The organism is Halogeometricum sp. S3BR5-2 (assembly GCF_031624635.1).
GTDB classification, from domain to species: Archaea; Halobacteriota; Halobacteria; order Halobacteriales; family Haloferacaceae; genus Halogeometricum; species Halogeometricum luteum.
The window spans coordinates 1,044,631-1,065,627 of sequence record NZ_JAMQOQ010000001.1; the positions used below are offsets into that span (position 1 = coordinate 1,044,631).

At 67.9% G+C, this 20,997-nt stretch carries 21 protein-coding genes; 12 read left to right on the forward strand and 9 right to left on the reverse strand.

The features are described from left to right. The first annotated feature begins 115 nt into the window (after positions 1 to 115). Genes NDI79_RS05435 through NDI79_RS05455 form a run of 5 tightly spaced genes read left to right on the forward strand, consistent with a single transcriptional unit; the run spans position 116 to position 2,361 of the window. Positions 116 to 397, forward strand: a complete 282-nt coding sequence (locus tag NDI79_RS05435) for a 50S ribosomal protein L44e (protein ID WP_089805041.1) — start codon at positions 116 to 118, stop codon at positions 395 to 397. 3 nt (positions 398 to 400) lie between these two features. Beyond that, complete coding sequence (locus tag NDI79_RS05440; RefSeq protein WP_310922843.1) at positions 401 to 586, forward strand: 30S ribosomal protein S27e; 186 nt, start codon at positions 401 to 403, stop codon at positions 584 to 586. A gap of 24 nt (positions 587 to 610) precedes the next feature. Then, positions 611 to 1,411 (forward strand): translation initiation factor IF-2 subunit alpha, encoded by an 801-nt coding sequence (locus NDI79_RS05445; RefSeq protein WP_310927421.1) that lies wholly within the window; start codon positions 611 to 613, stop codon positions 1,409 to 1,411. A 4-nt stretch (positions 1,412 to 1,415) separates the two neighbouring features. Then, on the forward strand, positions 1,416 to 1,598 hold the full coding sequence (locus tag NDI79_RS05450) for an RNA-protein complex protein Nop10 (protein WP_310927422.1): 183 nt from the start codon (positions 1,416 to 1,418) through the stop codon (positions 1,596 to 1,598). Positions 1,599 to 1,602: 4 nt separating this feature from the next. Further along, complete coding sequence (locus tag NDI79_RS05455; RefSeq protein WP_310927423.1) at positions 1,603 to 2,361, forward strand: proteasome assembly chaperone family protein; 759 nt, start codon at positions 1,603 to 1,605, stop codon at positions 2,359 to 2,361. A 106-nt stretch (positions 2,362 to 2,467) separates the two neighbouring features. Here NDI79_RS05455 and NDI79_RS05460 read toward each other — a convergent pair whose 3' ends face one another. Both NDI79_RS05460 and NDI79_RS05465 read right to left on the reverse strand, forming a co-directional pair. Further along, positions 2,468 to 3,385 (reverse strand): PhzF family phenazine biosynthesis protein, encoded by a 918-nt coding sequence (locus tag NDI79_RS05460; RefSeq protein WP_310927424.1) that lies wholly within the window; start codon positions 3,383 to 3,385, stop codon positions 2,468 to 2,470. A 57-nt stretch (positions 3,386 to 3,442) separates the two neighbouring features. Further along, a complete protein-coding gene (locus NDI79_RS05465) occupies positions 3,443 to 3,601 on the reverse strand; it encodes a DUF7563 family protein (protein ID WP_310927425.1) in 159 nt (52 codons plus the stop codon). A 49-nt stretch (positions 3,602 to 3,650) separates the two neighbouring features. On the opposite strand from NDI79_RS05465, the gene NDI79_RS05470 reads away from it, so the two are divergent. The 5 genes from NDI79_RS05470 to NDI79_RS05490 all read left to right on the forward strand — a co-directional run bounded on the left by NDI79_RS05470 (position 3,651) and on the right by NDI79_RS05490 (position 7,871). Next, the gene (locus NDI79_RS05470; protein ID WP_310927426.1) at positions 3,651 to 3,773 is read left to right on the forward strand and encodes a hypothetical protein; all 123 of its coding nucleotides are present in this window, start codon (positions 3,651 to 3,653) and stop codon (positions 3,771 to 3,773) included. A gap of 9 nt (positions 3,774 to 3,782) precedes the next feature. Further along, positions 3,783 to 4,496 carry a phosphoribosyltransferase gene (locus NDI79_RS05475; RefSeq protein ID WP_310927427.1) on the forward strand — a complete coding sequence of 238 codons (714 nt, stop codon included), beginning with the start codon at positions 3,783 to 3,785 and terminating at the stop codon, positions 4,494 to 4,496. Positions 4,497 to 4,702: 206 nt separating this feature from the next. Next, a complete protein-coding gene (locus NDI79_RS05480) occupies positions 4,703 to 5,659 on the forward strand; it encodes an AEC family transporter (protein WP_310927428.1) in 957 nt (318 codons plus the stop codon). Positions 5,660 to 5,701: 42 nt separating this feature from the next. Further along, complete coding sequence (gene mtnP, locus NDI79_RS05485) at positions 5,702 to 6,562, forward strand: S-methyl-5'-thioadenosine phosphorylase (RefSeq protein WP_310927429.1); 861 nt, start codon at positions 5,702 to 5,704, stop codon at positions 6,560 to 6,562. 64 nt (positions 6,563 to 6,626) lie between these two features. Continuing rightward, a complete protein-coding gene (locus NDI79_RS05490) occupies positions 6,627 to 7,871 on the forward strand; it encodes an ABC transporter substrate-binding protein (RefSeq protein WP_310927430.1) in 1,245 nt (414 codons plus the stop codon). Between the two features lie 23 nt (positions 7,872 to 7,894). Here NDI79_RS05490 and NDI79_RS05495 read toward each other — a convergent pair whose 3' ends face one another. The 5 genes from NDI79_RS05495 to NDI79_RS05515 all read right to left on the reverse strand — a co-directional run bounded on the left by NDI79_RS05495 (position 7,895) and on the right by NDI79_RS05515 (position 14,515). After that, on the reverse strand, positions 7,895 to 8,383 hold the full coding sequence (locus tag NDI79_RS05495; RefSeq protein ID WP_310927431.1) for a hypothetical protein: 489 nt from the start codon (positions 8,381 to 8,383) through the stop codon (positions 7,895 to 7,897). Positions 8,384 to 8,432: 49 nt separating this feature from the next. Beyond that, complete coding sequence (locus NDI79_RS05500) at positions 8,433 to 9,383, reverse strand: segregation/condensation protein A (RefSeq protein WP_310927432.1); 951 nt, start codon at positions 9,381 to 9,383, stop codon at positions 8,433 to 8,435. Continuing rightward, the gene (gene smc / locus NDI79_RS05505) at positions 9,376 to 12,969 is read right to left on the reverse strand and encodes a chromosome segregation protein SMC (RefSeq protein ID WP_310927434.1); all 3,594 of its coding nucleotides are present in this window, start codon (positions 12,967 to 12,969) and stop codon (positions 9,376 to 9,378) included. Before smc ends, NDI79_RS05500 begins: the two co-directional genes overlap by 8 nt. A 30-nt stretch (positions 12,970 to 12,999) precedes the next feature. Continuing rightward, entirely contained in the window at positions 13,000 to 13,533 is a 534-nt protein-coding gene (locus tag NDI79_RS05510) for a DUF7518 family protein (protein ID WP_310927435.1), read from the reverse strand. A gap of 148 nt (positions 13,534 to 13,681) precedes the next feature. Beyond that, positions 13,682 to 14,515 carry an alpha/beta hydrolase fold domain-containing protein gene (locus NDI79_RS05515; RefSeq protein WP_310927436.1) on the reverse strand — a complete coding sequence of 278 codons (834 nt, stop codon included), beginning with the start codon at positions 14,513 to 14,515 and terminating at the stop codon, positions 13,682 to 13,684. Positions 14,516 to 14,657: 142 nt separating this feature from the next. Here NDI79_RS05515 and gatB point away from each other — a divergent pair, with 142 nt between their 5' ends. Then, complete coding sequence (gatB, locus tag NDI79_RS05520) at positions 14,658 to 16,154, forward strand: Asp-tRNA(Asn)/Glu-tRNA(Gln) amidotransferase subunit GatB (protein WP_310927437.1); 1,497 nt, start codon at positions 14,658 to 14,660, stop codon at positions 16,152 to 16,154. Positions 16,155 to 16,187: 33 nt separating this feature from the next. On the opposite strand, the gene NDI79_RS05525 is transcribed toward gatB, so the two are convergent. After that, on the reverse strand, positions 16,188 to 16,370 hold the full coding sequence (locus NDI79_RS05525) for a hypothetical protein (protein ID WP_310927438.1): 183 nt from the start codon (positions 16,368 to 16,370) through the stop codon (positions 16,188 to 16,190). Between the two features lie 86 nt (positions 16,371 to 16,456). Continuing rightward, on the reverse strand, positions 16,457 to 17,884 hold the full coding sequence (locus NDI79_RS05530; RefSeq protein ID WP_425499570.1) for an MATE family efflux transporter: 1,428 nt from the start codon (positions 17,882 to 17,884) through the stop codon (positions 16,457 to 16,459). 268 nt (positions 17,885 to 18,152) lie between these two features. Between NDI79_RS05530 and NDI79_RS05535 the strand changes: the two genes are divergently transcribed. Then, on the forward strand, positions 18,153 to 20,660 hold the full coding sequence (locus tag NDI79_RS05535) for a DNA topoisomerase I (protein ID WP_310927440.1): 2,508 nt from the start codon (positions 18,153 to 18,155) through the stop codon (positions 20,658 to 20,660). The last annotated feature ends 337 nt before the right edge of the window (positions 20,661 to 20,997 follow it).

The following is a 20,997-nucleotide window of genomic DNA, read 5'->3' on the forward strand; positions in this document are numbered from 1 at the left end:
GCCGCCTCGGCCGGGCCCGTCGTACGCGACGCACCCGCACGCCGCCGTCCCGAGGCGTCCGCGAACCAAACGGGTTTTAACGGCCCACGGCGAAACGTCGGCAAGGTCGATATCTATGCAGATGCCACGCCGATTCAACACGTACTGTCCGAACTGCAACGGACATCACGAGCACGAGGTCGAGAAAGTCCGGACGGGGCGTCCGACGGGGATGAAGTGGAACGCCCGTCAGACCCGCCGCGGCAAGGCCGTCATCGGGAACGCCGGGAAGTTCTCGAAGGTGCCCGGTGGCGACAAGCCGACGAAGAAAACCCACCTGAAGTACATCTGCTCGGACTGCGGAAAGGCCCACATGCGCGAGGGCTGGCGCGCCGGGCGACTGGAGTTCCAGGAGTAATCCATGGCGGGTAACTTCTACCGCGTCCAGTGCACCGACTGCGACAACGAACAGGTCGTCTTCGGCAAGGCCTCCTCGGTCGTCAACTGCGCCGTCTGCGGCACGACGCTCGCGACGCCGACGGGCGGCGACGCCGAGATTCACGGCGAGGTCGTCGAGACGGTCGAACGCCGGTCCGCCGAGGCGTAAGCTCCCCTCCGGAGGTATTTACATATGAAGTACAGCGGTTGGCCCGACAGCGGTGAACTCGTCGTCGGAAAAGTAGACGAGATAACCGACTTCGGGGTCTTCGTCGACCTCGAAGAGTACGAAGACAAGCGCGGTCTCTGCCACATCAGCGAGGTCGCCAGCGGCTGGATCAAGAACGTCCGCGACCACGTCCGCGAGGGACAGACGGTCGTCGCCAAGGTGCTCGAAGTCGACACCGGCTCCCAGCAGATCGACCTCTCCATCAAGGACGTCAACGAGCACCAGCGCAAGGAGAAAATCCAGGAGTGGAAGAACGAGCAGAAGGCCGACAAGTGGATGAGCATCGCGTTCGGCGACGACGTCTCCGACGAGGAGTACGGCGCCATCGCGAACGCCGTCCTCGTGGAGTACGACACGCTCTACGACGGGTTCGAGCAGGCGGCCATCCACGGGAAGGAGGCGCTCGAAGACACCGACCTCGACGAGGACGAGGTCGCGGCCATCGTCGAGACGGCCCGGGACAACGTCTCGGTGCCGTACGTCAACGTCACCGGCTACGTCGACCTCCGGTGTCCGACCGGCGACGGCGTCGACCACATCAAGGAGGCGCTGAAGGCGGCCGAGGGCGAGGACGCCCAGGAGGGCGAAACCCAACTGGAAGTCACCTACGTCGGCGCGCCCGAGTACCGCATCAAGGTTCGCGCGCCCGACTACAAGGCGGCCGAGACGGCCCTCGAAGACGCCGCGGGACGCGCCGAGGACTCCATCGTGACGGCCGGCGGAACGGCGCTGTTCCACCGCGAGCGCAGCGAAGACGACGAGTAGCGCCGTGAAGTCCGACATCCGCGTCTGCGGCGAGTGGCGGGATGCTCACGACCGACCCGTCTACACCCTCGGCGAGACCTGTCCGGACTGCGGCGCCGACGCCGTCAACAGCGCCCCGGCCCCCTACAACCCCGAGGACCCGTACGGGGAGTACCGACGCGCTCTTAAACGCCGCGTCCGCGAATAGGGGCATGGAAGATATCGAAGTGGAGACGCTGGCAGACCCCGAGCTCCGCGACCCAGTACTGGTCGAGGGGCTCCCCGGCGTCGGGCACGTCGGGAAACTCGCCGTCGAACACCTTCTCGAAGAACTCGACAGCGAGCCCGTCAGATACGTGTACGCCGACGAGTTCCCGCCGCAGGTCACCCTCGAGGACAACGTCGCGCAGTTGGCCCGCGCGGAGTTCCACGCGGTCGACGCGGGCGAACGCGACCTGCTCGTCCTCACGGGCGACCACCAGGCGCAGTCGAACGAGGGCCACTACCACCTCACCGACGCCTTCCTCAACGTGGCCGAGGAGTTCGGCGTCGAGGAGGGGTACGCGCTCGGCGGCGTCCCGACGGGCGAACTCGTCGACGAACCGAGCGTCCTCGGCGCGGTCACCGACGCCGACGAGGTGGAGCGACTGGAGGACGCCGGCGTGGAGTTCCGCGAGGACGAACCCGCGGGCGGCATCGTCGGCGTCAGCGGCCTCCTCCTCGGACTCGGCGAACGCCGCGGGCTCTCTGTCGCCTGCCTGATGGGCGAGACCAGCGGCTACCTCGTCGACCCCCAGAGCGCGCAGGAGGTGCTCGAAGTGATGCAGGACGTCATCGGCTTCGAGGTGGGCTTCGAGTCGCTCGAAGAACGCGCCGAGGAGATGAAGGAAGTCGTCGGGAAGATACAGGAGATGCAGAACCAACAGCAGGGGCAGGCGATGAGCGACGACGACCTGCGCTACATCGGCTGACGGCGGACGGCGGACGCGGCGGTTTCTCGTTTTGCGACGGACGGTCTTCCGCGCTCGAATCAGCGGCGGACGATAGCAACGAGCGACGACGGACGACGAACGACCCTCAGGCTTCGAGGATGTCGTCGTCCGCCGCGGGCGGAATCGCGAGCGACCCGTCGAACGACGTGACGGCGCGCCCGCCGACCCGCACCTCGTCGCCGACGCGGACGCGGACGCGACCCGGTCGGTCGACGAAGTGTCCCTGCTCGAAGACCATCTCCTCGGGCAACTCGCCCTCGAAGGCGTCGACGTGGCGGAGGTAGGCGCCGCAGGCGCCGCTGGCGGTGCCCGTGACCGGGTCCTCGGGGATGCCGAGGCCGGGGGCGAACATCCGCCCGTGGAGCGTCGAGTCGGCGTCGAGGGCGTCGAACGTGAACGCGTAGACGCCGGCGGCGTCGTACTCGTCGGCAAGCGCCTCCAGGGCCGCGAAGTCCGGGGCCGCACCGCCGAGGCGTTCGAGGAAGTTCACGGGGACGACGAGGTAGGGCAGGCCCGTCGAGGCGACGGCCGCGGGGAGGTCCGCCCCGACGTCCCGGAGGGCCGCGGGGTCGATGCCGAGCGCCTCGCCCGCGCGGTCGTAGTCGAGGTCGACCGTCTCGACGGTCGGCGCGTCCTGCGTCATCCAGACCGTGCCGTCCTCGGCTATCTCCACGTCGAGGACGCCAACGTTCGTCTCGACGGTGTGCGTTCCGGCGTCGACGACGCCGTCCTCGTGGAGGTGCGCGTGCGCGGCCACGGTGGCGTGACCGCAGAGGTCCACCTCGCGCGTCGGCGTGAAGAATCGGAGGCGCCGGTCGGCGTTCTCGGCGGGCAGGACGAACGCCGTCTCGCTGACGGCGAGTTCGCGGGCGACCGCCCGCATCTGCGAGTCGTCGAGGTCGGGGTCGGGGTCGGAATCCCTGCCGGGAACGACGCCGGCGGCGTTACCCGAGAGCGGTTCGGTCGCGAAGGCGTCGACGAGGAGCGCGCGGCGCGTCTGCATGCGTCTTCCGACGGCGCTCGCCGGTAAGAATCCCGGCGGTCGCGGACGGCCCGGAGGTTACTCGCTGACGGCGTTCGAACGCGACGCCGCCGCGCCGTCCATCACCTCGCGCATGTTCATGCACGAGGGGCACCCGAACACCTCGTCGTCGCTGTCGCCGAAGACGCGGACGAAATCGCGGGTCACGAACCCGTCGCAGTTGTTGCACGTGTACATCGAAGCTCACCTTGTTACATGTTGCCATACAGCAAGGAGGTATAAAACTATGTGCCCGGTATCCGACGCGTTAGGCGGTTCCGTCCCCGTCCTCGGCGACGGCGCGGCGGGGACGACCGCGCGACGAGACGAACACGTTAAAGGTGTCTACGACCCGTTCACGAAGTGGTGAACGAAGCCCATGAGCGACCTCCCCGACGAGTTTAACTGCACTATCACGAACTGGGAGTACATCTACGGTCGCTGTCGCGACGTGAGCGACCAGGTGAAAGCCGCCGAGTTCGACCCGGACGTGGTGGTCGCACTCGCGCGCGGCGGCTGGTTCGCCGGCCGCTGTATCTGCGACTTCCTCGGGCTGGACGACCTGACGAGCCTGAAGATGGAACACTACGTCGGGACGGCCCAGAAGTCGAACGAACCCGAGGTGCGCTACCCGATGCCCGAGGGGAGCGTCGAGGGCAAGGACGTGCTCATCATCGACGACATCGCCGACACCGGCGGCTCCATCGAGCGCGCCTACGAGTACGTGACCGAACGCGACGCCGGCGAGGTACAGACGGCGACGCTGCAACTCCTCCAGACGAGCGAGTTCGAACCCGACTTCGTCGGCGAACGCCTCGAGGAGTGGACGTGGGTCGTCTACCCGTGGAACTTCATCGAGGACATGATAGACCTCACGACGGGGGTCATGGAGAAGGCCGACGAGGAGACGTTCGAGGCGGAGGACCTGCGGCACTACCTCGCGGAGTACCACAGCGTCGACCGCATCGAGATGGAGATAGCCCAACCAGGCCGGATGCCGGAGGTGCTCTCGGAGATGGAGCGCCGCGGCTACGTCGAGTCCGCCGACGGCGACGCGTGGCGACTACTGGAGAACGAAGGCGTCGGGGCGTAGTCCGGGGAGCGCCGCCGCGCGGGACGGTCGCTTCCGTCCTCGTCATGCTCCTGTTCTTCGACCGGATGGCGCGACTGTACGAGGAGTCGGCGTGAGCGCCGCACCGCTCCACACCGCTCGCACCGAGCGTGTATCAGGGTCCTTCACGACGCGGTAAGCCGCGCCGTCTCCGAAGCCCTTGACCCGGTCGCTCGTGAGACGCGAACGTGCCATCACTGCTGTCTATCTTCGCGACGGCCATCCTCCCCATCCTCGCCGTCGGCGCCGTCGGTTTCGTCCTCGGCCGGACGAAGGACGTCGACACCGCCCCGCTGAACACCGTCGTCGTCTACGTCCTCGCGCCCGCGCTGGTCTTTCACAGTCTGGCGACGACGACGCTGGCGGGGTCGACGCTGCTCGAAGTCGTCGCCGTCGTCACCGCCTACCACCTCGTCATGATACTGGTCGCGGAGGGCGTCGGCCGCGCCCTCGGCGAACGGGACCCCCTCCTGAGTTCGCTCGTGCTCGTCTCGGCGTTCTCGAACTCCGGCAACTACGGCATCCCCGTCTCGAACTTCGCGTTCGGGGAGACGGGTCGGGCGACGGCCGTCGTCTTCCTCTCGGTGCAGAGCATCCTCATCTACACGCTCGGCGTCTTCATCGCCTCGCGCGGCGGCGGGTCGGGCGGGCTCTCCGGTCTGAAGCACGTCTTTCGAATCCCGCTCGTCTACGCCGTCCTCGCCGCCCTCCTCGCCCGCGCCCTCGGCGTCGTTCCCCCCGCGGACTCGACGACGATGGAGACGCTCCAACTCGTCGGGGACTCCTCTATCCCCCTCATGCTTCTCATCGTCGGCGTCCAACTCGCCCGAACGGACGTGGGCGCGACGCTCCGCACCGTCGGCGTGGTGACGACGCTGAAGATGGCCGTCGCGCCCGTCGTCGGCCTCGCTCTCGTCCTCGTCGTCGGCATCGCCGACCCGACGGTGGCGAAGACCATCGTCCTCGAAACCGCGATGCCGGCCGCCGTCACCCCTCTCATCCTCGTCGCGGAGTTCTCCGAGGGGACGGTCCGGGGCGTCTCCGTCGCGGAGTTCGTCTCCACCGCCGTGTTCGTGACGACGCTGGTCAGCGTCCCGGTGCTCACGGGCGTCATCGCCCTCCTGGAGTCGGGGCTGCTGTTCTGAGAGATAACCACGCTTTAGCCCCCGCCCCGCGAGGGAGGACGTATGAAAATCGGCTTCGTCGGCGGAAGCGGCATCTACGACGCCCTGCCCCTGAAGGACACGCGCACCGTCGAGGTGGAGACGCCGTACGGCGACCCCTCGGCGCCCCTCACCGTCGGCGAGTTCGGCGACACCGGCCGGGAAGTCGTCTTCGTCCCGCGTCACGGGCCGAAACACCAGCGCTCGCCGACGACGCTGCCGTACCGCGCGAACGTCTACGCGCTGAAAGAACAGGGCGTCACGCACGTCCTCGCCTCGAACGCCGTCGGCAGTCTCCGCGAGGACCTGCCGCCGCAGACGCTCGTGATTCCCGACCAGATATACGACCGCACGAAGCACCGCGACCTGACGTTCTTCGACGAGGGCGTCGTCGTCCACCAACCGTTCGCCGACCCCTACTGCGCGGAACTGAACGAGATACTCGCCGACGCCGCCGAGGAGGCCACCGACGCGAAGGTGGTCCGCGGCGGCACCTACGTCTGCATCGAGGGGCCGCAGTACTCCACGCGCGCCGAGAGCGAGTTCTACCGCGAACAGGGGTGGGACGTCGTCGGGATGACGACGATTCCGGAGGCGAAACTCGCCCGCGAGGCGGAGATGGCGTATGCCACCGTCACGGGCGTCACCGACTACGATGTCTGGAAGGAGGACAGCGAGGTGACGCTCCAAGAGGTGCTGAAGAACGCCGAGAGGAACGAGACGGCCATCAAAGAGACCGTCGAGGCCGCAATCGAGGCCATCCCCGACGACCACGAGTGCCCGTGTCACTCCTCGCTCGAAGGGACCGTCAACACGCCCGACGACGCCATCCCCGCGGACGTGAAGTCCGACCTCTCTCCGCTCATCGGCGAGTACGTCGAGTAAACTCTCGCATCCCTCCCGACGAGTCGAAACCGCTTTACGTCTGTTTAGGCCTACCTAAAGCAAGATGGCAGACGAACCTACGCGGAGGACGTATCTGAAGCGGACGGGAGCGCTCGTCGCGGCGGGACTGGTCGCCGGGTGTTCCGGCGACTCGGGCGGCGCGACGGGGACGGAACCGTCGGAGTCGACGGAGGCGACGACCGATTCAGCGACGGCCGATTCAGCGACGACCGAGGCCGAAGGGACGGAGGCGTCGGCGGAGGGAAGCTACACGGCCGAACTCTCGCCGGTCGGGGAGGTCACGCTCGAATCGCCGCCGGAGAACGTGTTCACCCACTTCCCCTGGTTCCCCGACATGGCCAGCGCACTCGGGAAGGGCGGAACGGTCAACAGCCTCTGGTGGGACGGAACCGTCGCGGGGCTGCGATACTTCACCGCCGGGTTCGACGACTTCGAAATCGAGTGGGCGGACGCGGCGACGGACTACGGCTTCGCGAAGGAGCGCCTGTACGAACTCGACAGCGACCTCCACCTCGTGGACCCGGCGTGGGTGACGACGCAGGACAACTGGACGCGCGACGACATCGACGAAATCGCGAGCAACGTCGGACCGTGGCTCGGCAACTACTACAGCGGCTACCACGCGACGCCCCCCGAGGGGTGGGCCGACCAGTACGAGTACTACACGCTGTGGGAACTGTTCGACCGCGTCGCGAGCCTGTACGGCGAGCGAGAGCGGTACGAGGCGCTCGCGTCCGTCCACGACGACCTGCTCGGAACTATCGAAGACGGACTGCCGGCGGAGTCGGAGCGCCCGAGCGTCGCGTACCTCTCCATCTCCGAGGACCTCTCCTCGATCTATCGGCTCCGGTTGAACGCCCCCGGCTACTGGAACTCTCACACCCGCCCGCTCGGCGCGACCGACGCCTTCGGCGGCGAGGAGTTCTCGGGGCCGTTCGCCGAAATCGACATGGAGGCACTCGTGGAGGCCGACCCGGACGTCATCCTCGCCCTGTGGACGGTCACGGAGACGTTCGACTTCGGAACGCTGAAACAGAACCTCCGGGACGACCCCGTCGGGCGGGAGATAGCCGCCGTCGGTAACGGTCGGGTGTATCCGCAGGGGACGCGCTGGCAGGGGCCGCTGATGAACCTCTTCCAACTGGAGATGACCGCGAAGGAACTCTACCCCGAGCAGTTCGGCCAGTGGCCCGAGTACGAGAACGGCGACACGTATCCGGAGTTCGGCGCCGAGGAGCAACTGTTCGACCACGGACGGGTCGAGGAGATTCTCGCCGGCGACGTCTGACCGCGCTCTCGGCCTCGTCGCGGTCAGCGGCGACCCGCAGTCAGTTCCGCTCTCGTTCGAGGGCGCGGTCCACCGCCGCGGCCGACGCCGACCCGCCGTCGCCGCTCTCGACGGCGTGACAGTCCCCGCAGTACCAGTTCTCTCCCTCCTCGACGGTCGTCAGCGGAACGCCCGCGACGACGAACTGCTCCGTAGCGCCGGCAGACGCCCCCTTCGTCCCCGCCGCCGCAGACCGTACACGACGTGACCTGCGCCGGGAGCGTTTCGACGCTCCGAACGGACCCGAACTCGGTCGGCGAGTAGGCGACGTAGCCCGCGAGATAGCAGTGCATCCAGAGTATCGGAAAGAACGCGAGCGTGGCGGCGATGGCGGCGACGCCCGTACCGACGGGAACGCCTACGGTCACGGAGAGCAGGACGCCCGCGAGGAGGGCGAACAGCGCCGACGTGAGCAGGGAGACGGCGACGGTGACTCTGCGAAGGGTGCCGGAGAGGAGGGTCCGTGGAGGCACGGACGCGGGTACGACGGCGGCACTGAAAACAGTCGCTCTCTTCGGCGGTTCAGTCCGCTATCGCGTCGGGCGCCTCGTCGTCCGCGTCCCTCTCCGCCTCGGCGTCGCCCTCTCCCTCGTCCTCGACGCTCGCCGGGTCCCGCACCCACAGGTCGCCGAACAGGTCGTCCTGCTGGAGGCGGACGGTGCCGCGGTGCGAGAGGAACAGAAGCGAGAGGTACGTCGTCACCGGCGTCTCCGCGGCGGTTCGAATCTCCGCGTACAGCACCTCTTCGCGCCCTTTCTCGTACTGCTCGCGCAGGGCCGACTCGACGGCGGCGATGGAGGACTCGATGTCCTCGGTGTGGGCGGTGCCGGTCACGTCCGCGGCGGTGGGTTCGTCGTCCGCGCGGAAGTCGTCGGCCGACCGGTAATCGAGCGTCTGCGTCCCGCGACTGTACCCGCGCGGCGAGTCGGAGGTGTCGTACTCGCGGCGGCGCTTCCACCACGACTCGCGTTCGGCCTCGCGGAGTTCGCGGACGAGTTCGTCCAGCGTCTCCGGCGACCCGCGGGCCTGCTTTCGCTCCAGCCTCCGATCCATCTCGGCTTCGAGGGCGTCGACGGGGTCGAACCCGGACTCCGCTCCGGGCGCGCCGTCCTCGCCGCCGGCCATCTCGCCGCCGTTCTCCAGGGCCACCTCCCACGGTTCGAGTTCGGGTTCGTCGTCCTCGGCGTCGGGTTCGAGGAGGGCGTCGGACTTCATCCGCAGGAGGACGGAGGCGTAGAACAGCGCCCGACCCGAGGTCCGTAGGTCCGTCGCGTCGAGGCGCGCGAGGAAGGCGTCCGTCACGTCCACCACGTCGATGTCCCACGGGTCTATCTCGCCCTCCTCCGCGAGCTGCACGAGGAGTTCGACCGGTTCGACCTCGTCGTCGTCCGCGTCCGTCTCCGCGTCGACGTCGACGCCGTCGGGCACGACGGACTCCCGCGGCGGCGCGGCGGGGCCGACGTCCTCAGTCATCCGCCGGCGCCTCCTGCTCGCCGGCCTCCTCGTCCTCGCCGAGTTGGATGCCCGTCACCGCGCTGACGTTGTCGCCCTGCATGGTGACGCCGATGACGCGCTCGGACCGCTCTAAGAGCGCCGAGCGGTGCGAGACGACGACGAACTGCGCCTCGCCCGCCAGGTCGTCGACCATCTCGCCGACGCGTTCGGCGTTGGCGGCGTCGAGGAAGGCGTCCACCTCGTCGAGGGCGTAGAACGGCGCGGGGTTGTGCCGCTGGATGGCGAAGATGAACGCCAGCGCCGTGAGCGACTTCTCCCCGCCCGACATCGCGTTCAGCCGCTGGATGGGCTTGTCGCCGGGTTGGGCCTTCATCGTCAGGCCGTCCTCGAAGGGGTCTTCGGGGTTCTCCAAGAGGAGTTCCCCGGTGCCGTCCGAGAGGCGCTCGAAGATGTCGGTGAAGTTCTCGTTGATGGCGTCGAAGGCGTCCATGAACGTCGCCTTCTTCTGCGACTCGAACTGCTCGATGCGGTCCTCGATGCCGTCTCGTTCCTCTTCGAGTACGTCCCGGCGCTCCTGCATCTCTTCGAGGCTCTCCTCGACCTCGTCGTACTCGTCGATGGCGAGCATGTTGACCGGTTCGAGCGCCTCCATCTCCTCGGTGAGTTCCTCGACGGTGGCCTCGACCTCCTCGTGGTCGGGTATCGCCTCGGGGTCGTACTCGCCCACCTCCGATTCGAGTTCGTCTATCTCCCAGGCGAGACGCTCGACGCTCTCGCGCAGGTTCTCCGCGCGGGACTCCGCGCGGTCGACCTTGTCTCGCTGCTCGTCGCGTTCGCTCTTGGCCTCGCGCACGTCCTCGCGGAGGTCCGAGCGCTCGGCCTTGAGCTCCTTCAACTCCGCTTCGAGGTCGGAGACGGCCTCGCGCTTCTCTTCGAGCGTCCCCTCTTTCGCCTCGATTTTCTCCTCGTTCTCGCGGACGGCGTCGCGGGCGTCGGCCTTCCGCTCCTGCGCGCTCTCGACCGTCTCGTTCAGGTCCGCGACGGCGTCCTCGGCGTACTCCTTCTCCAACTGGAGTTCGTTGAGGCGGCCGTCGAGTTCGTCCATCCGCGCCTCCTTCTCGTCGATGTCGGCGCGTATCTCGTCGGCCTTCGCCGTCAGTTCGGGAATCTCGGAGTCTTCGAGTTCGGATTCGAGGCCGTCGATGTCGGACTCCACGTCCGCGATGTCGGCGTTCAGCGATTCGACCTCGGCGTCGAGCGACTGCATCTCCTCGTCGACGTCCGCTCGCTCCTCGCGGAGTTCCTCGATGCGGTCCTCCAGGCGCGTTATCTCCGCCTCCTTCTCGTCGACGTCCGACTCGGCGCGTTCGATGTCGTTCTCGACCGAACGCACCCGGTCGGCGGCATCGGAGGCCTTCTCGCGGGCGTCGTCCAGTCGGGACTCGACGTCGCGTATCTCCGACTGCAGGTCGCGGCGGTCGTCCTCCAGCGAGGATATCTCGGTGGCGAGGCGTTCGAGTCGGCCGGACCCGGACTTCGAGAAGGAGTACCGAGAGCCGCCGCCCGACCCGCCGGTCATCGCGCCGGAGCGCTCCACCAGGTCGCCGTCCAGCGTCACCATGCGGAAATCGCCCATGAACGACCGCGCCGTCTCCATGTCCTCGACGACGAGCGTCGACCCGAGGACGTACGAGAAGATGGGCTCGTACTTCGAGTCGTACTCGACGATGTTGCGCGCGAAGCCGACGACGCCGGGGTCGTTCGGCTTCGACGGCAGGCCGCGGTCGTCCATCTTCGTGATGGGGAGGAACGTCGCCCGGCCCGCGTTTCTGGACTTCAAGTAGTCGATGCAGTCGGAGCCGACGCCGTCGTCGTCGACGACGACGTGCGCGAGGCGGCCGCCGGCGGCCGTCTCGCAGGCGGTGGCGTACTCGCCGGGCACCGAGCCGAGTTGGCCGACGGTGCCGTGGACGCCCGACCGCCCCGCGTTCAGGATGGTCGTCACCGCGCGCGGCCACGAGGTGTCGCCGTCCTCGCCCGCGCGCGCTTCGAGTTCGGCGTACTCGGACTGCTTCGAGCGTAGGTCGTCTTCCACCTCGCTCAGGTCGTCTTTCAGCTCCGAGCGCTCCTCGCGCAGGTCCTCGATGACGCCGTCTATCTTCGCCTTGTTCTTCTCGGCCTTGTCGAGTTCGGAGTGCAGGTCCGACAGCGTCGCCTTCAGTTCCGGCAGTTCCTCGCGTATCTCGTCTATCTTCTCCTGCGTCTCAGAAATCTCCGAGGAGCGGCGGCGCGTGTCGTCGAGGAGGCGGTCCTTCTCGCGCTGGAGGTCGTTGCGCTCGGTCTTCAGTTCCTCCAACTCGGCCTTCTTCTCGGCCAACTCCGCTTTCAGTTCGTCGAACTCCGTGTCGACGCTGGCTATCTCCGCCTCGACTTCCGCGAGGTCCGTCTCCCGCGACTGCACGTCGGATTTGACCGACGCCTTCTCGACTTTCACCGACCGGATGTCGTCCTCGACGTCGTCTATCTTCTCCTGCTTGCGGTCGAGTTCGACGAACGCCTTTCTCCGCTCTTTCTCCGCCTCGTCGATGCGCTCCTCGGCGGCCTCGACGGCGTTCTCTAATCGGTCTATCTCGCCTTTGACCGACTCGATTTCGGATTTGATCCGGAGTTGTTCGTCCTCGCCCTTCCGCTCTATCTCCTTCGAGAGCTCCTCCAACTCGCCCTCGAGACGCGAGACTTTGCCCTGTCTCGTGTCGAGTTCCTCGCGCAGGGAGTCGAGTTTCGCCTCCTTCTTCTCCGCCTTCGACTCGGTCTTCTCCAAGTCCGCGCGCTTGTCTTCGAGTTCGGCGGCCTTCAGGTAGCCCTCGTACTCCTCGCGTTCCTCGCGGAGCGACTGGTACTGCAGCGCCGTCTCGCGTTCGTCTTCGAGTCGGTCGAGGCGGCCCCGCTTCTCCTCGATTCGGAGGTCCGCCTCGTCGATGCGCTCCTCGACGGCGTCGAGTTCGCCGAAGGCGTCCTCCTTCTTGGCGTCGAACTCCGCGACGCCGGCTATCTCGTCGATGATGCCCCGCCGCTGGTACGGGGTCATGTTGATTATCTCCGTCACGTCGCCCTGCATCACGACGTTGTAGCCCTCCGGGGTGATGCCGGCCTGTGCGAGGAGGTCCTGGATGTCCGAGAGGTTGCAGGAGCGGCCGTTGAGGTAGTAGTACGAGTAGTAGTTGTCGTCCGTCTCCTTCACCCGGCGCTTGACGCGAATCTCGGAGACGTCGCCGACGTCGTCGCTGCCGGCGGCGTTGACCACCTGCGAGCGGTCGAGTTTGCCGTCCCCGTTGTCGAGGACGACGGTGACGCTCGCCTCCTTGGTGCCGCCGCCTCCTTCGGAATCGTCGGCGTGGCCGGGGTTGTAGATGAGGTCCGTCAGTTTCTCCGCTCGGATGCCCCTCGTGCGGGCGAGGCCGAGCGCGAACAGCACGCCGTCGATGATGTTCGACTTGCCCGACCCGTTGGGGCCGGTAACCACCGTGAAGTCCTCGTAGAACGGAATCCGGGTCTTACGCCCGAAGCTCTTGAAACCGTCAAGGACGAGCTCTTTGATATGCATGGGTTGCTCGCGGGGGACAGAGCCACCCAGTTACGCGACGATGATATCGCTGTCGTCTTCTGCGGACTCTGCCTCGTCGGTAGTCTCGGACTCCTCGGACTTGACTTCGTCGTCCGCGGGGTCGGCCGGTTCGGTCGCCGCGTCGGCGTCCGCCGACGGGTCGGACGAGGGCGACGGCGACGGGTCGTCGGCGTCGATGAAACTCGCGTCGTCGGAGGGCTGCTCGGACGTCTGGGCGCGCGACTGCGCCTGCGCGGGAGACTCGCGGAGACTGGGCTCGTTCTCGTCGGCGCTGCCGCCGTCGGCGGCCGCGTCGGCCTCGCTCGACTGGGCGTCCGCGTCCGCGTCCGCATCCGGCGCCGGCGTCGCCGATTCGGATTCGGGCTCCTCGGACTGGGCGGTGGGGTGGCCGACGGGGCGGGTCCCCGTGGTGAGGTCGACCTCCACCTGGTCTTCGAGCAGGCGCACCCGCTCTTTCGTCTCGACCAGTTCCTCGGTCAGCCCGTTCACGGCGGCCTGCAGTTCCGCGACTTTCGATTCGAGTTCCTCCACCCGATTACTCATGCGTGTTATCCCCGGCCGTGGACACATAAACGTGCGTCAGACATATAGTTCGGAAGTGATAGATTCCGGACAGGACTCGGGACACCCCGGCCGGCGGCGGGCGTCGATTCGCGGGTCGGGGGACCGAGAGACTCCGGGACCGCGTCCGTCAGCGGAGATGCCGGTCGAGGAACCCCTCGGTCCAGTCGACGGCCCACTCGAACTGCTCGCCGAGGACGTCGTGGCCCACCCCGTCGGCGACGACGCACTCCGCTTCGATATCGCCCTCCTCCAGTCCGTCGTAGAACAGTTCGGAGGCCATCGCCGGCACCACGTCGTCGTCGGCGCCGTGCAGCAGGAGAATCGGCGGGCCGCCGCCGCCGAGGTGCGAGGACGGGGAGGCGAGGTCGTAGCGCCCCGGAACCTCGCTCCGCGGCCCGCCGAGGAACGCGGCGAGTTCGGCCCGTTCGGGCGTGTGCTCGAAGTTGTACAGGCCGGCGACGCCGACGGCCGCGGCGAGGGCGTCGGACGCCTCGGAGACGGCCGCGGAGACGTGCGCCGGGTCGGGCGCGAACCGCGGGTCGTCCGCGGAGAGGGCCGCGAGCACGGCGAGGTGCGCCCCCGTCGACGGGCCGAACGCGGCGATTCGTGCGGGGTCGATACCGAGCGCGTCGGCGTTCGCGCGGCACCAGCGAATCGCGGCCTTCACGTCGCGTATCGCCGCCGGGAACGCCGCCGCGTCGCTGCCGCGGAAGTTCGGGACGGCGCAGGCGAACCGCCGCTCCGCGAGGGCGAACGCCACCTCCCGCAGGTCGGACTTGTCGCCCGCGCGCCACCCCCCGCCGTGGACGAGGACGACGAGCGCCCGGCGCGCGCCCTCGCTCTCCGCTCCCCTTTCGCCGGACGGTAAGTAGAGGTCCAACGAGAGCGTCCCCTCCGGCGGCGAGGCGAACGCCGCGTCGCGGACGACTTCGACCGGCGGCGAACCGAAGGGGTAGGGCATCTGTCTCTGTGAGCCATCGCCGCACGGCTCCGAATAAGTTCCGTTCGACCGAGGCGGCGCCGGTTGTGCGGCGGTTCTCGGCGAGCGTCGGACTCGCGCCGGTCCCGTTAGTCTTTAGCCGCACGCCGTCAAATCGCGCGTAATGACCGCGAAGGCGCTCTCTCAGCGCGACCTCGCCACCGTCATCGGGCTGGAGGTCCACGTCCAGCTCGAAACGGACACCAAGATATTCTGCGGGTGTTCGACCGACGCGGCCGAGGACGAGGAACCGAACACGCGGACGTGCCCCGTCTGCCTCGGACTGCCGGGGGCGCTGCCCGTCCTGAACGAAGGCGCCGTCGAGGCGGCCGTCAAGGTGGGCAAGGCGCTCGACGCCACCGTCGCGGAGCACACCCGATTCCACCGGAAGAACTACTACTACCCCGATTTACCCAAGAACTTCCAGATAACGCAGTACGACGCCCCCATCTGTTCGGAGGGGAGTCTGGAGGTCTCCGTCGAGGGGAACCGCCGCGAGGTCGGCATCGAACGCGCTCACCTCGAGGAGGACCCCGGCAGCCTCCAGCACAAGGGCGGCAGCATCGACACCGCCGACTACACGCTGGTCAACTACAACCGCGCGGGGACGCCGCTGATGGAAATCGTCACCGAACCGGACTTCCGCAGTCCGCAGGAGACGCGCGCGTTCCTCGCGAAACTGGAGGAAGTCTTGGAGTACCTCGGCGTGTTCGACGCGACGCGGGACGGGTCGCTCCGCATCGACGCGAACATCTCGATGGTGCCGGAGGACGAGGTGGCCGACGACGGCTCCATCTCCGGGGAGACGTTGGCGAAGGCCAACAGAACCGAAGTGAAGAACATCTCCAGTCACAAGGGCGCCGAGAAGGCCCTCGCCTACGAGGTGACCCGGCAGAAGAACGCCATCTCCCGCGGGCGCGCGGTCGAACAGGAGACGCGCCACTGGGACGAGTCGCGGGGTATCACCGTCTCGATGCGCTCGAAGGAGGAGGAGAAGGACTACCGCTACTTCCGGGAGGCGGACCTTCCTCCCTTAGAGGTCGCCGACTGGAAGCAGCGTATCGAGATTCCGGAACTCCCCGACGCCCGCCGCGAGCGCTTCCGCGAGGAGTACGGCCTCGACGCCGAGTCGGCCTCGAAGCTCACCTCCACGAAGGAGGTGGCCGACTTCTACGAGGACGTGGCCGACCAGTTCGACCCCGGCCTCGCGGCGACGTGGGTGGCCGACAACCTCCTCGGGGAACTCAACTACCGCGACATGGAGATAACGGACGTCTCCGACCGTCTGGACGAGTTCACCCGACTGGTCGAACTCGTCGCCGAGGGCGAGATAACGACGAAGAACGCCGAGGAAATCGTGCTCCGTCGGATGCTCGACGAGGGCGAATCTCCGGACGACATCGTCGAGTCGGAGGGCCTCGGCGCGGCCGACGACGACGAAGTCGTCACGGCCGTCGAGGAGGCCATCGAGGAGAACCCCGACGCCGTCGAGGACTACCACTCGGGCGAGGGCGGCGCCGTCAACTTCCTCGTCGGACAGGTGATGCAGAAGACGGGCGGGAGCGCCGACCCCGGCGACGTGAACGGGATGCTCCGCGAGCGGTTGGGCGAGGACAGGTAGCGGGTCGAAGTCAGTCGCGCTAACCCGCGCGCCTCACGCCTTCATGTCGTAGATGTACTGTTCGATGGGGACGAAGGCCGTCGACCCGCACGCGGCGCACTCGCCGGGCGCCTCGAACTCGTGCGTCTCGCCGTCGCTGCCGACGACGGTGCCGGCGTAGACGAGGTGACAGCTCTTGCAGACGAATCGTTCGGGAAGGTCCGGCGTGTGGGACATGCGTACCCTTCGGCGGGCGGACACTTGGCCGTTTTCCGGGATTTCTCGGACAGTCCGGAACTGCGGGGGAGTCCGGGGTCGGACGGTCAGTCGGCCGTCGAGGGCGACTCCTCGCCGTCGGCCGCGGCGCCGTCCGCTCCGTCCTCGCCGTTCTCGCCGCCCTCCTCGTTCGTCCCGTCGCTCTCGACGACGGCCGAGCGCCACCCGCCGCGCAGGAACCACAGACAGCCGACGACGAACGTCACCACGCCCGACAGCGACAGACTCCACCAGAGGCCGGTGACGCCCCACGAGAGGACGTAGGCGAGGACGAACGCCGCCGGGAAGCGGACGACCCACCGCGAAATCAGGGAGAGCGCCATCGAGACGCGGGTGCGCCCGGCGCCGCGGAACGCCCCCTGAATCACCATCAGCCCACCCAAGAAAGCCCAGAACGGCGCGACGATGGTGAGCATCTCGACGCCCGCGTCGACGACGGCGGCGTCGTCGATGAACACGCGCATGAAGGCGGCCGGAACCGCCCAGACGACGGCGCCGGCGGCGCCGAGAATCGCCATCGTCCCCGCCGTCGCCTTCCACGTCACCTCCGCCGCGCGGTCCGGCGTGTCGGCGCCGAGGTTCTGTCCGACGCCCGTGGCGGCCGCCTGTCCGACGGCGCCCGAGACGGTCCAGGAGACGGACATGAGGCGGAGGCCGATGCCGTAGGCGGCGGTGGCGACGGCGCCGAACCGCGCGACGAGGGCCGCCAGCGCGACGGCCGCGAAACTCCGCGCGAGGCCGTCCAGCGTCGCCGGGTAGCCCACGCCGACGAGTTTTCGCAACAGCGTCGGGTCCGGCCGCAGGTCCGGCAGGCGGAGGCGCGCCCCCCACCCGCCGTGGAGGAGGATGGCGAGGCCGGCGACGGCGGCGACGATTCGCGCGAGGAGGGTTGCGACGGCGGCGCCGCGCGTCCCCATCGGTTCGACCCAGCCCCACCCGAGGATGAATATCGGGTCCAAGACGACGTTCAGGCCGGCGCTGACGACGACCAGCCACATCGCCGTGCGGGTGTCGCCCGCGCCGCGGAGGACGGCCCGGAAGGCGAAGAAGACGAACGTGAACGGGAGCGTCACGAACAGCACCTCGGCGTACGCGAGCGCCTCGGTGTAGACGCGCCCCTGCGCGCCGATGAGGGCGAGCAGGGGGTGCCTGCCGAGGTAGCCGACGATACCGAGGAGGACGCCGACGCCGACGGCCAGGAGGAGCGTCTGCCCGACGACGCGTTCGGCCGACCGGTCGTCGCCCGCGCCGACGTGCTGGGAGACGAGGGCGACGGCCGCGGCGGTGACGCCCATGGCGACGGAGACGAACATCCACGCCGTCGGGAACATGAGCGAGACGGCGGCGACGGCCTCGGGGCCGACGCGGCCCACCCAGAACATATCGGCCAGATTGTAGAACGTCTGGAGGAGGTTGCCCGCGACGAGGGGCCACGAGAGGGAGACGAGTTTGGGCGTCACGGCCCCCTCGGTCATATCGATTCGACTCTCTCGTCCGGACACGGTAGCGTCCACTCCGCGCGGCGGCACGTATGTGTTGGGTACGTGTTACCGATTGCCGGTTCGTCGGGCGAGTCGCGGTCGGTCGGTCGGTCGACATCCCGACCGCTCGCGGACCCGGGTTCACCACACGTCCGCCCACGCGCTACACGTCTGCGCTCCCGCGCGTACGCCCGCACTGGCCGGCGATTCGGGGCGATTCGCCGCGAAAGGTTTAGGCCGACCCCTCGCATATCGCCGCCCAATGAGTAAGGGTCCGGAACTCATCATCACCGAGAAGGACAACGCCGCTCGGCGCATCGCCGACATCCTGAGCGGCGAGTCCGCGGAGGCCGAACGCGTCAACGGCGTGAACGTCTACAAGTGGGGGGGCAAACGCTGTATCGGACTGTCGGGTCACGTCGTCGGCGTGGACTTCCCGCCGGAGTACAACGACTGGCGCGACGTCGAACCGGTGGAACTCATCGGTGCGCCCATCGACAAGCATCCGACGCAGGAGAACATCGTCGCCGCCCTGCGCCGCCTCTCCCGCAACGCCCGCCGCGTCGTCATCGCCACCGACTACGACCGGGAGGGGGAACTCATCGGCAAGGAGGCGTACGAACTCGTCCGCGAGGTGAACGACTCGGTGCCCGTCGACCGGGTGCGTTTCTCCTCCATCACCGACCGCGAGGTGACCGAGGCGTTCGAGAACCCCGACGAACTCGACTTCGACCTCGCCGCGGCCGGCGAGGCCCGACAGATCATCGACCTCGTGTGGGGCGCGGCGCTCACCCGATTCCTCTCGCTGTCGGCGCGCCAACTCGGCGACGACTTCATCTCGGTCGGTCGGGTGCAGGGGCCGACCCTGAAACTCATCGTCGACCGCGAACGCGAGATAGACGCCTTCGACCCGGAAGACTACTGGGAACTGTTCGCCGACCTGCAGAAGGACGCCGAGTCGTTCGAGGCGCAGTACTTCTACCTCGACGAGGACGGCAACGAGGCCGAACGCGTCTGGGACGGCGACGACGCCGAGAAGGCGTACGAGACCCTCCGGGGGGCGGAGGCGGCGACGGTCACTTCGGTCCGCCGCCGCACGCGGACGGACGACCCGCCCGCCCCGTTCAACACGACGCAGTTCATCCGCGCCGCCGGCTCCATCGGTTACTCGGCCCAGCGCGCGATGAGCATCGCGGAGGACCTCTACACCGCGGGCTACATGACGTACCCGCGGACGGACAACACCGTCTACCCGGAGGATTTAGACCCCAGAGAACTGCTCGACGCCTTCACCGCGAATCGGACGTTCGGCGACGACGCGCAGTCGCTCCTCGAACGCGAGGAGATAGAGCCGACCGCCGGCGACAACAAGACGACGGACCACCCGCCCATCCACCCGACGGGCGAACTCCCCTCGCGCGCGGACCTCACGGAGGACGAGTGGGAGGTGTACGAACTCGTCGTCCGGCGGTTCTTCGCCACCGTCGCGGAGTCCGCCGAGTGGGAGCACCTGCGCGTCGTCGCGGACGCCGCCGGCCTCTCGCTGAAGGCCAACGGCAAGCGCCTCGTGAAGGAGGGCTACCACGCGGTGTACCCGTACTTCAACTCCAGCGAGTCGTTCGTCCCCGACGTCGAGGAGGGCGAGGAACTCGCCGTGACGGACACGGAGATGGAGGCCAAGCAGACCCAACCGCCCCGCCGCTACGGCCAGTCGCGCCTCATCGAGACGATGGAGCAGATGGGCATCGGGACGAAGGCGACGCGGCACGACGTGATACAGAAGCTCTACGACCGCAACTACATCGAGAGCGACCCGCCGCGCCCGACGCGACTCGCCCGCGCCGTCGTCGAGGCGTCCGAGGAGTTCGCAGAACTCATCGTCTCGGAGGAGATGACCGCCCAACTCGAAGCCGACATGCAGGCCATCACGCGCGGGGAAGCGACGCTCGACGACGTGACGGAGGAGTCCAGAGAGATGCTGGAGGACGTCTTCGAGGGGCTGATGGAGTCCGGCGAGGAGGTCGGTAAACACCTCCAGAAGTCGCTGAAGGCCGACAAGACCGTCGGACAGTGCCCCGAGTCCGACCACGACCTGGTCATCAGAAAGAGCCGACGCGGGTCGTACTTCATCGGGTGCGACGGCTACCCCGACTGCACGTACACGCTGCCGCTGCCGTCGACGGGGAAGCCGCTCATCCTCGAGGAGTCCTGCGAGGAACACGACCTGAGCCACGTGAAGATGCTCGCCGGCCGGAAGACGTTCGTCCACGGCTGTCCGCTCTGCAAGGCCGAGGAGGCCGACGAGGAGGAGGACCTCGTCATCGGCGCGTGCCCCGAGTGCGGGGAAGAGCACGGCGGCGAACTTGCCATCAAGCGCCTCCGCTCGGGCTCTCGGCTCGTCGGCTGTACGCGCTACCCCGACTGCGACTACTCGCTGCCGCTCCCGCGCCGCGGCGACATCGAGGTGACCGACGAGGACTGCGAGGAGCACGACCTGCCGAAGATTCGCATCACCTACGAGGACAGCGACAGGGAGCCGTGGGACCTCGGCTGTCCCATCTGCAACTATCGAGAGTATCAGGCCGAACAGGTCGACGGCTCCCAACTGGAGAGCGTGACGGGCATCGGCGAGAAGACGGCGGAGAAACTGAAGGCCGCCGGCGTCGAGGACGTGCCGTCGCTGAAAGAGGCCGAACCGGACGCCCTGGCGGACCTGATGGACGGCGTGGGGCCGGATACGGTGCGGAAGTGGCAGACGTCGGCTGACTGATAACCCGTCCAAACCCTCGCGTTTCGAGTCTACTCGGACGGTACAGATTCGCATGGAGATAGTCGAAGACCCGGCGCACAGTGACGGCGCGCCGACGGTCGAGGGGACGGGTATCCGCGTCAGGGACTCGCGTCCGCGTACGAACACAGCGGCTACGACCCGAACGAGATAACCCAGCCGTATCCCGACCTCTCGCTCGCGGGCGTACACCGAACGCTGGTCTACTACTACTACTACGACCACATCGACGACTTTCGTTCTTCCCCGTCCGAACCCGCTTCCGCACGACGCGGCCGGTGTCCTGCGACGAGCGATCTAGATTCCGGTCGCCGACGGA

Excerpts from the sequence above, each read along its gene's own strand:
- gatB (WP_310927437.1), top strand. The coding sequence starts at position 14,658 with ATGACCGCGAAGGCGCTCTCTCAGCGCGACCTCGCCACCGTCATCGGG.
- NDI79_RS05435 (WP_089805041.1), top strand. The coding sequence starts at position 116 with ATGCAGATGCCACGCCGATTCAACACGTACTGTCCGAACTGCAACGGA.
- NDI79_RS05515 (WP_310927436.1), bottom strand. The coding sequence starts at position 14,515 with ATGCCCTACCCCTTCGGTTCGCCGCCGGTCGAAGTCGTCCGCGACGCG.
- NDI79_RS05460 (WP_310927424.1), bottom strand. The coding sequence starts at position 3,385 with ATGCAGACGCGCCGCGCGCTCCTCGTCGACGCCTTCGCGACCGAACCG.
- NDI79_RS05440 (WP_310922843.1), top strand. The coding sequence starts at position 401 with ATGGCGGGTAACTTCTACCGCGTCCAGTGCACCGACTGCGACAACGAA.
- NDI79_RS05455 (WP_310927423.1), top strand. The coding sequence starts at position 1,603 with ATGGAAGATATCGAAGTGGAGACGCTGGCAGACCCCGAGCTCCGCGAC.
- mtnP (WP_310927429.1), top strand. The coding sequence starts at position 5,702 with ATGAAAATCGGCTTCGTCGGCGGAAGCGGCATCTACGACGCCCTGCCC.
- NDI79_RS05490 (WP_310927430.1), top strand. The coding sequence starts at position 6,627 with ATGGCAGACGAACCTACGCGGAGGACGTATCTGAAGCGGACGGGAGCG.
- NDI79_RS05500 (WP_310927432.1), bottom strand. The coding sequence starts at position 9,383 with ATGACTGAGGACGTCGGCCCCGCCGCGCCGCCGCGGGAGTCCGTCGTG.
- NDI79_RS05525 (WP_310927438.1), bottom strand. The coding sequence starts at position 16,370 with ATGTCCCACACGCCGGACCTTCCCGAACGATTCGTCTGCAAGAGCTGT.
- NDI79_RS05445 (WP_310927421.1), top strand. The coding sequence starts at position 611 with ATGAAGTACAGCGGTTGGCCCGACAGCGGTGAACTCGTCGTCGGAAAA.
- NDI79_RS05510 (WP_310927435.1), bottom strand. The coding sequence starts at position 13,533 with ATGAGTAATCGGGTGGAGGAACTCGAATCGAAAGTCGCGGAACTGCAG.
- smc (WP_310927434.1), bottom strand. The coding sequence starts at position 12,969 with ATGCATATCAAAGAGCTCGTCCTTGACGGTTTCAAGAGCTTCGGGCGT.
- NDI79_RS05465 (WP_310927425.1), bottom strand. The coding sequence starts at position 3,601 with ATGTACACGTGCAACAACTGCGACGGGTTCGTGACCCGCGATTTCGTC.
- NDI79_RS05530 (WP_425499570.1), bottom strand. The coding sequence starts at position 17,884 with ATGACCGAGGGGGCCGTGACGCCCAAACTCGTCTCCCTCTCGTGGCCC.
- NDI79_RS05475 (WP_310927427.1), top strand. The coding sequence starts at position 3,783 with ATGAGCGACCTCCCCGACGAGTTTAACTGCACTATCACGAACTGGGAG.
- NDI79_RS05535 (WP_310927440.1), top strand. The coding sequence starts at position 18,153 with ATGAGTAAGGGTCCGGAACTCATCATCACCGAGAAGGACAACGCCGCT.
- NDI79_RS05470 (WP_310927426.1), top strand. The coding sequence starts at position 3,651 with ATGTGCCCGGTATCCGACGCGTTAGGCGGTTCCGTCCCCGTCCTCGGC.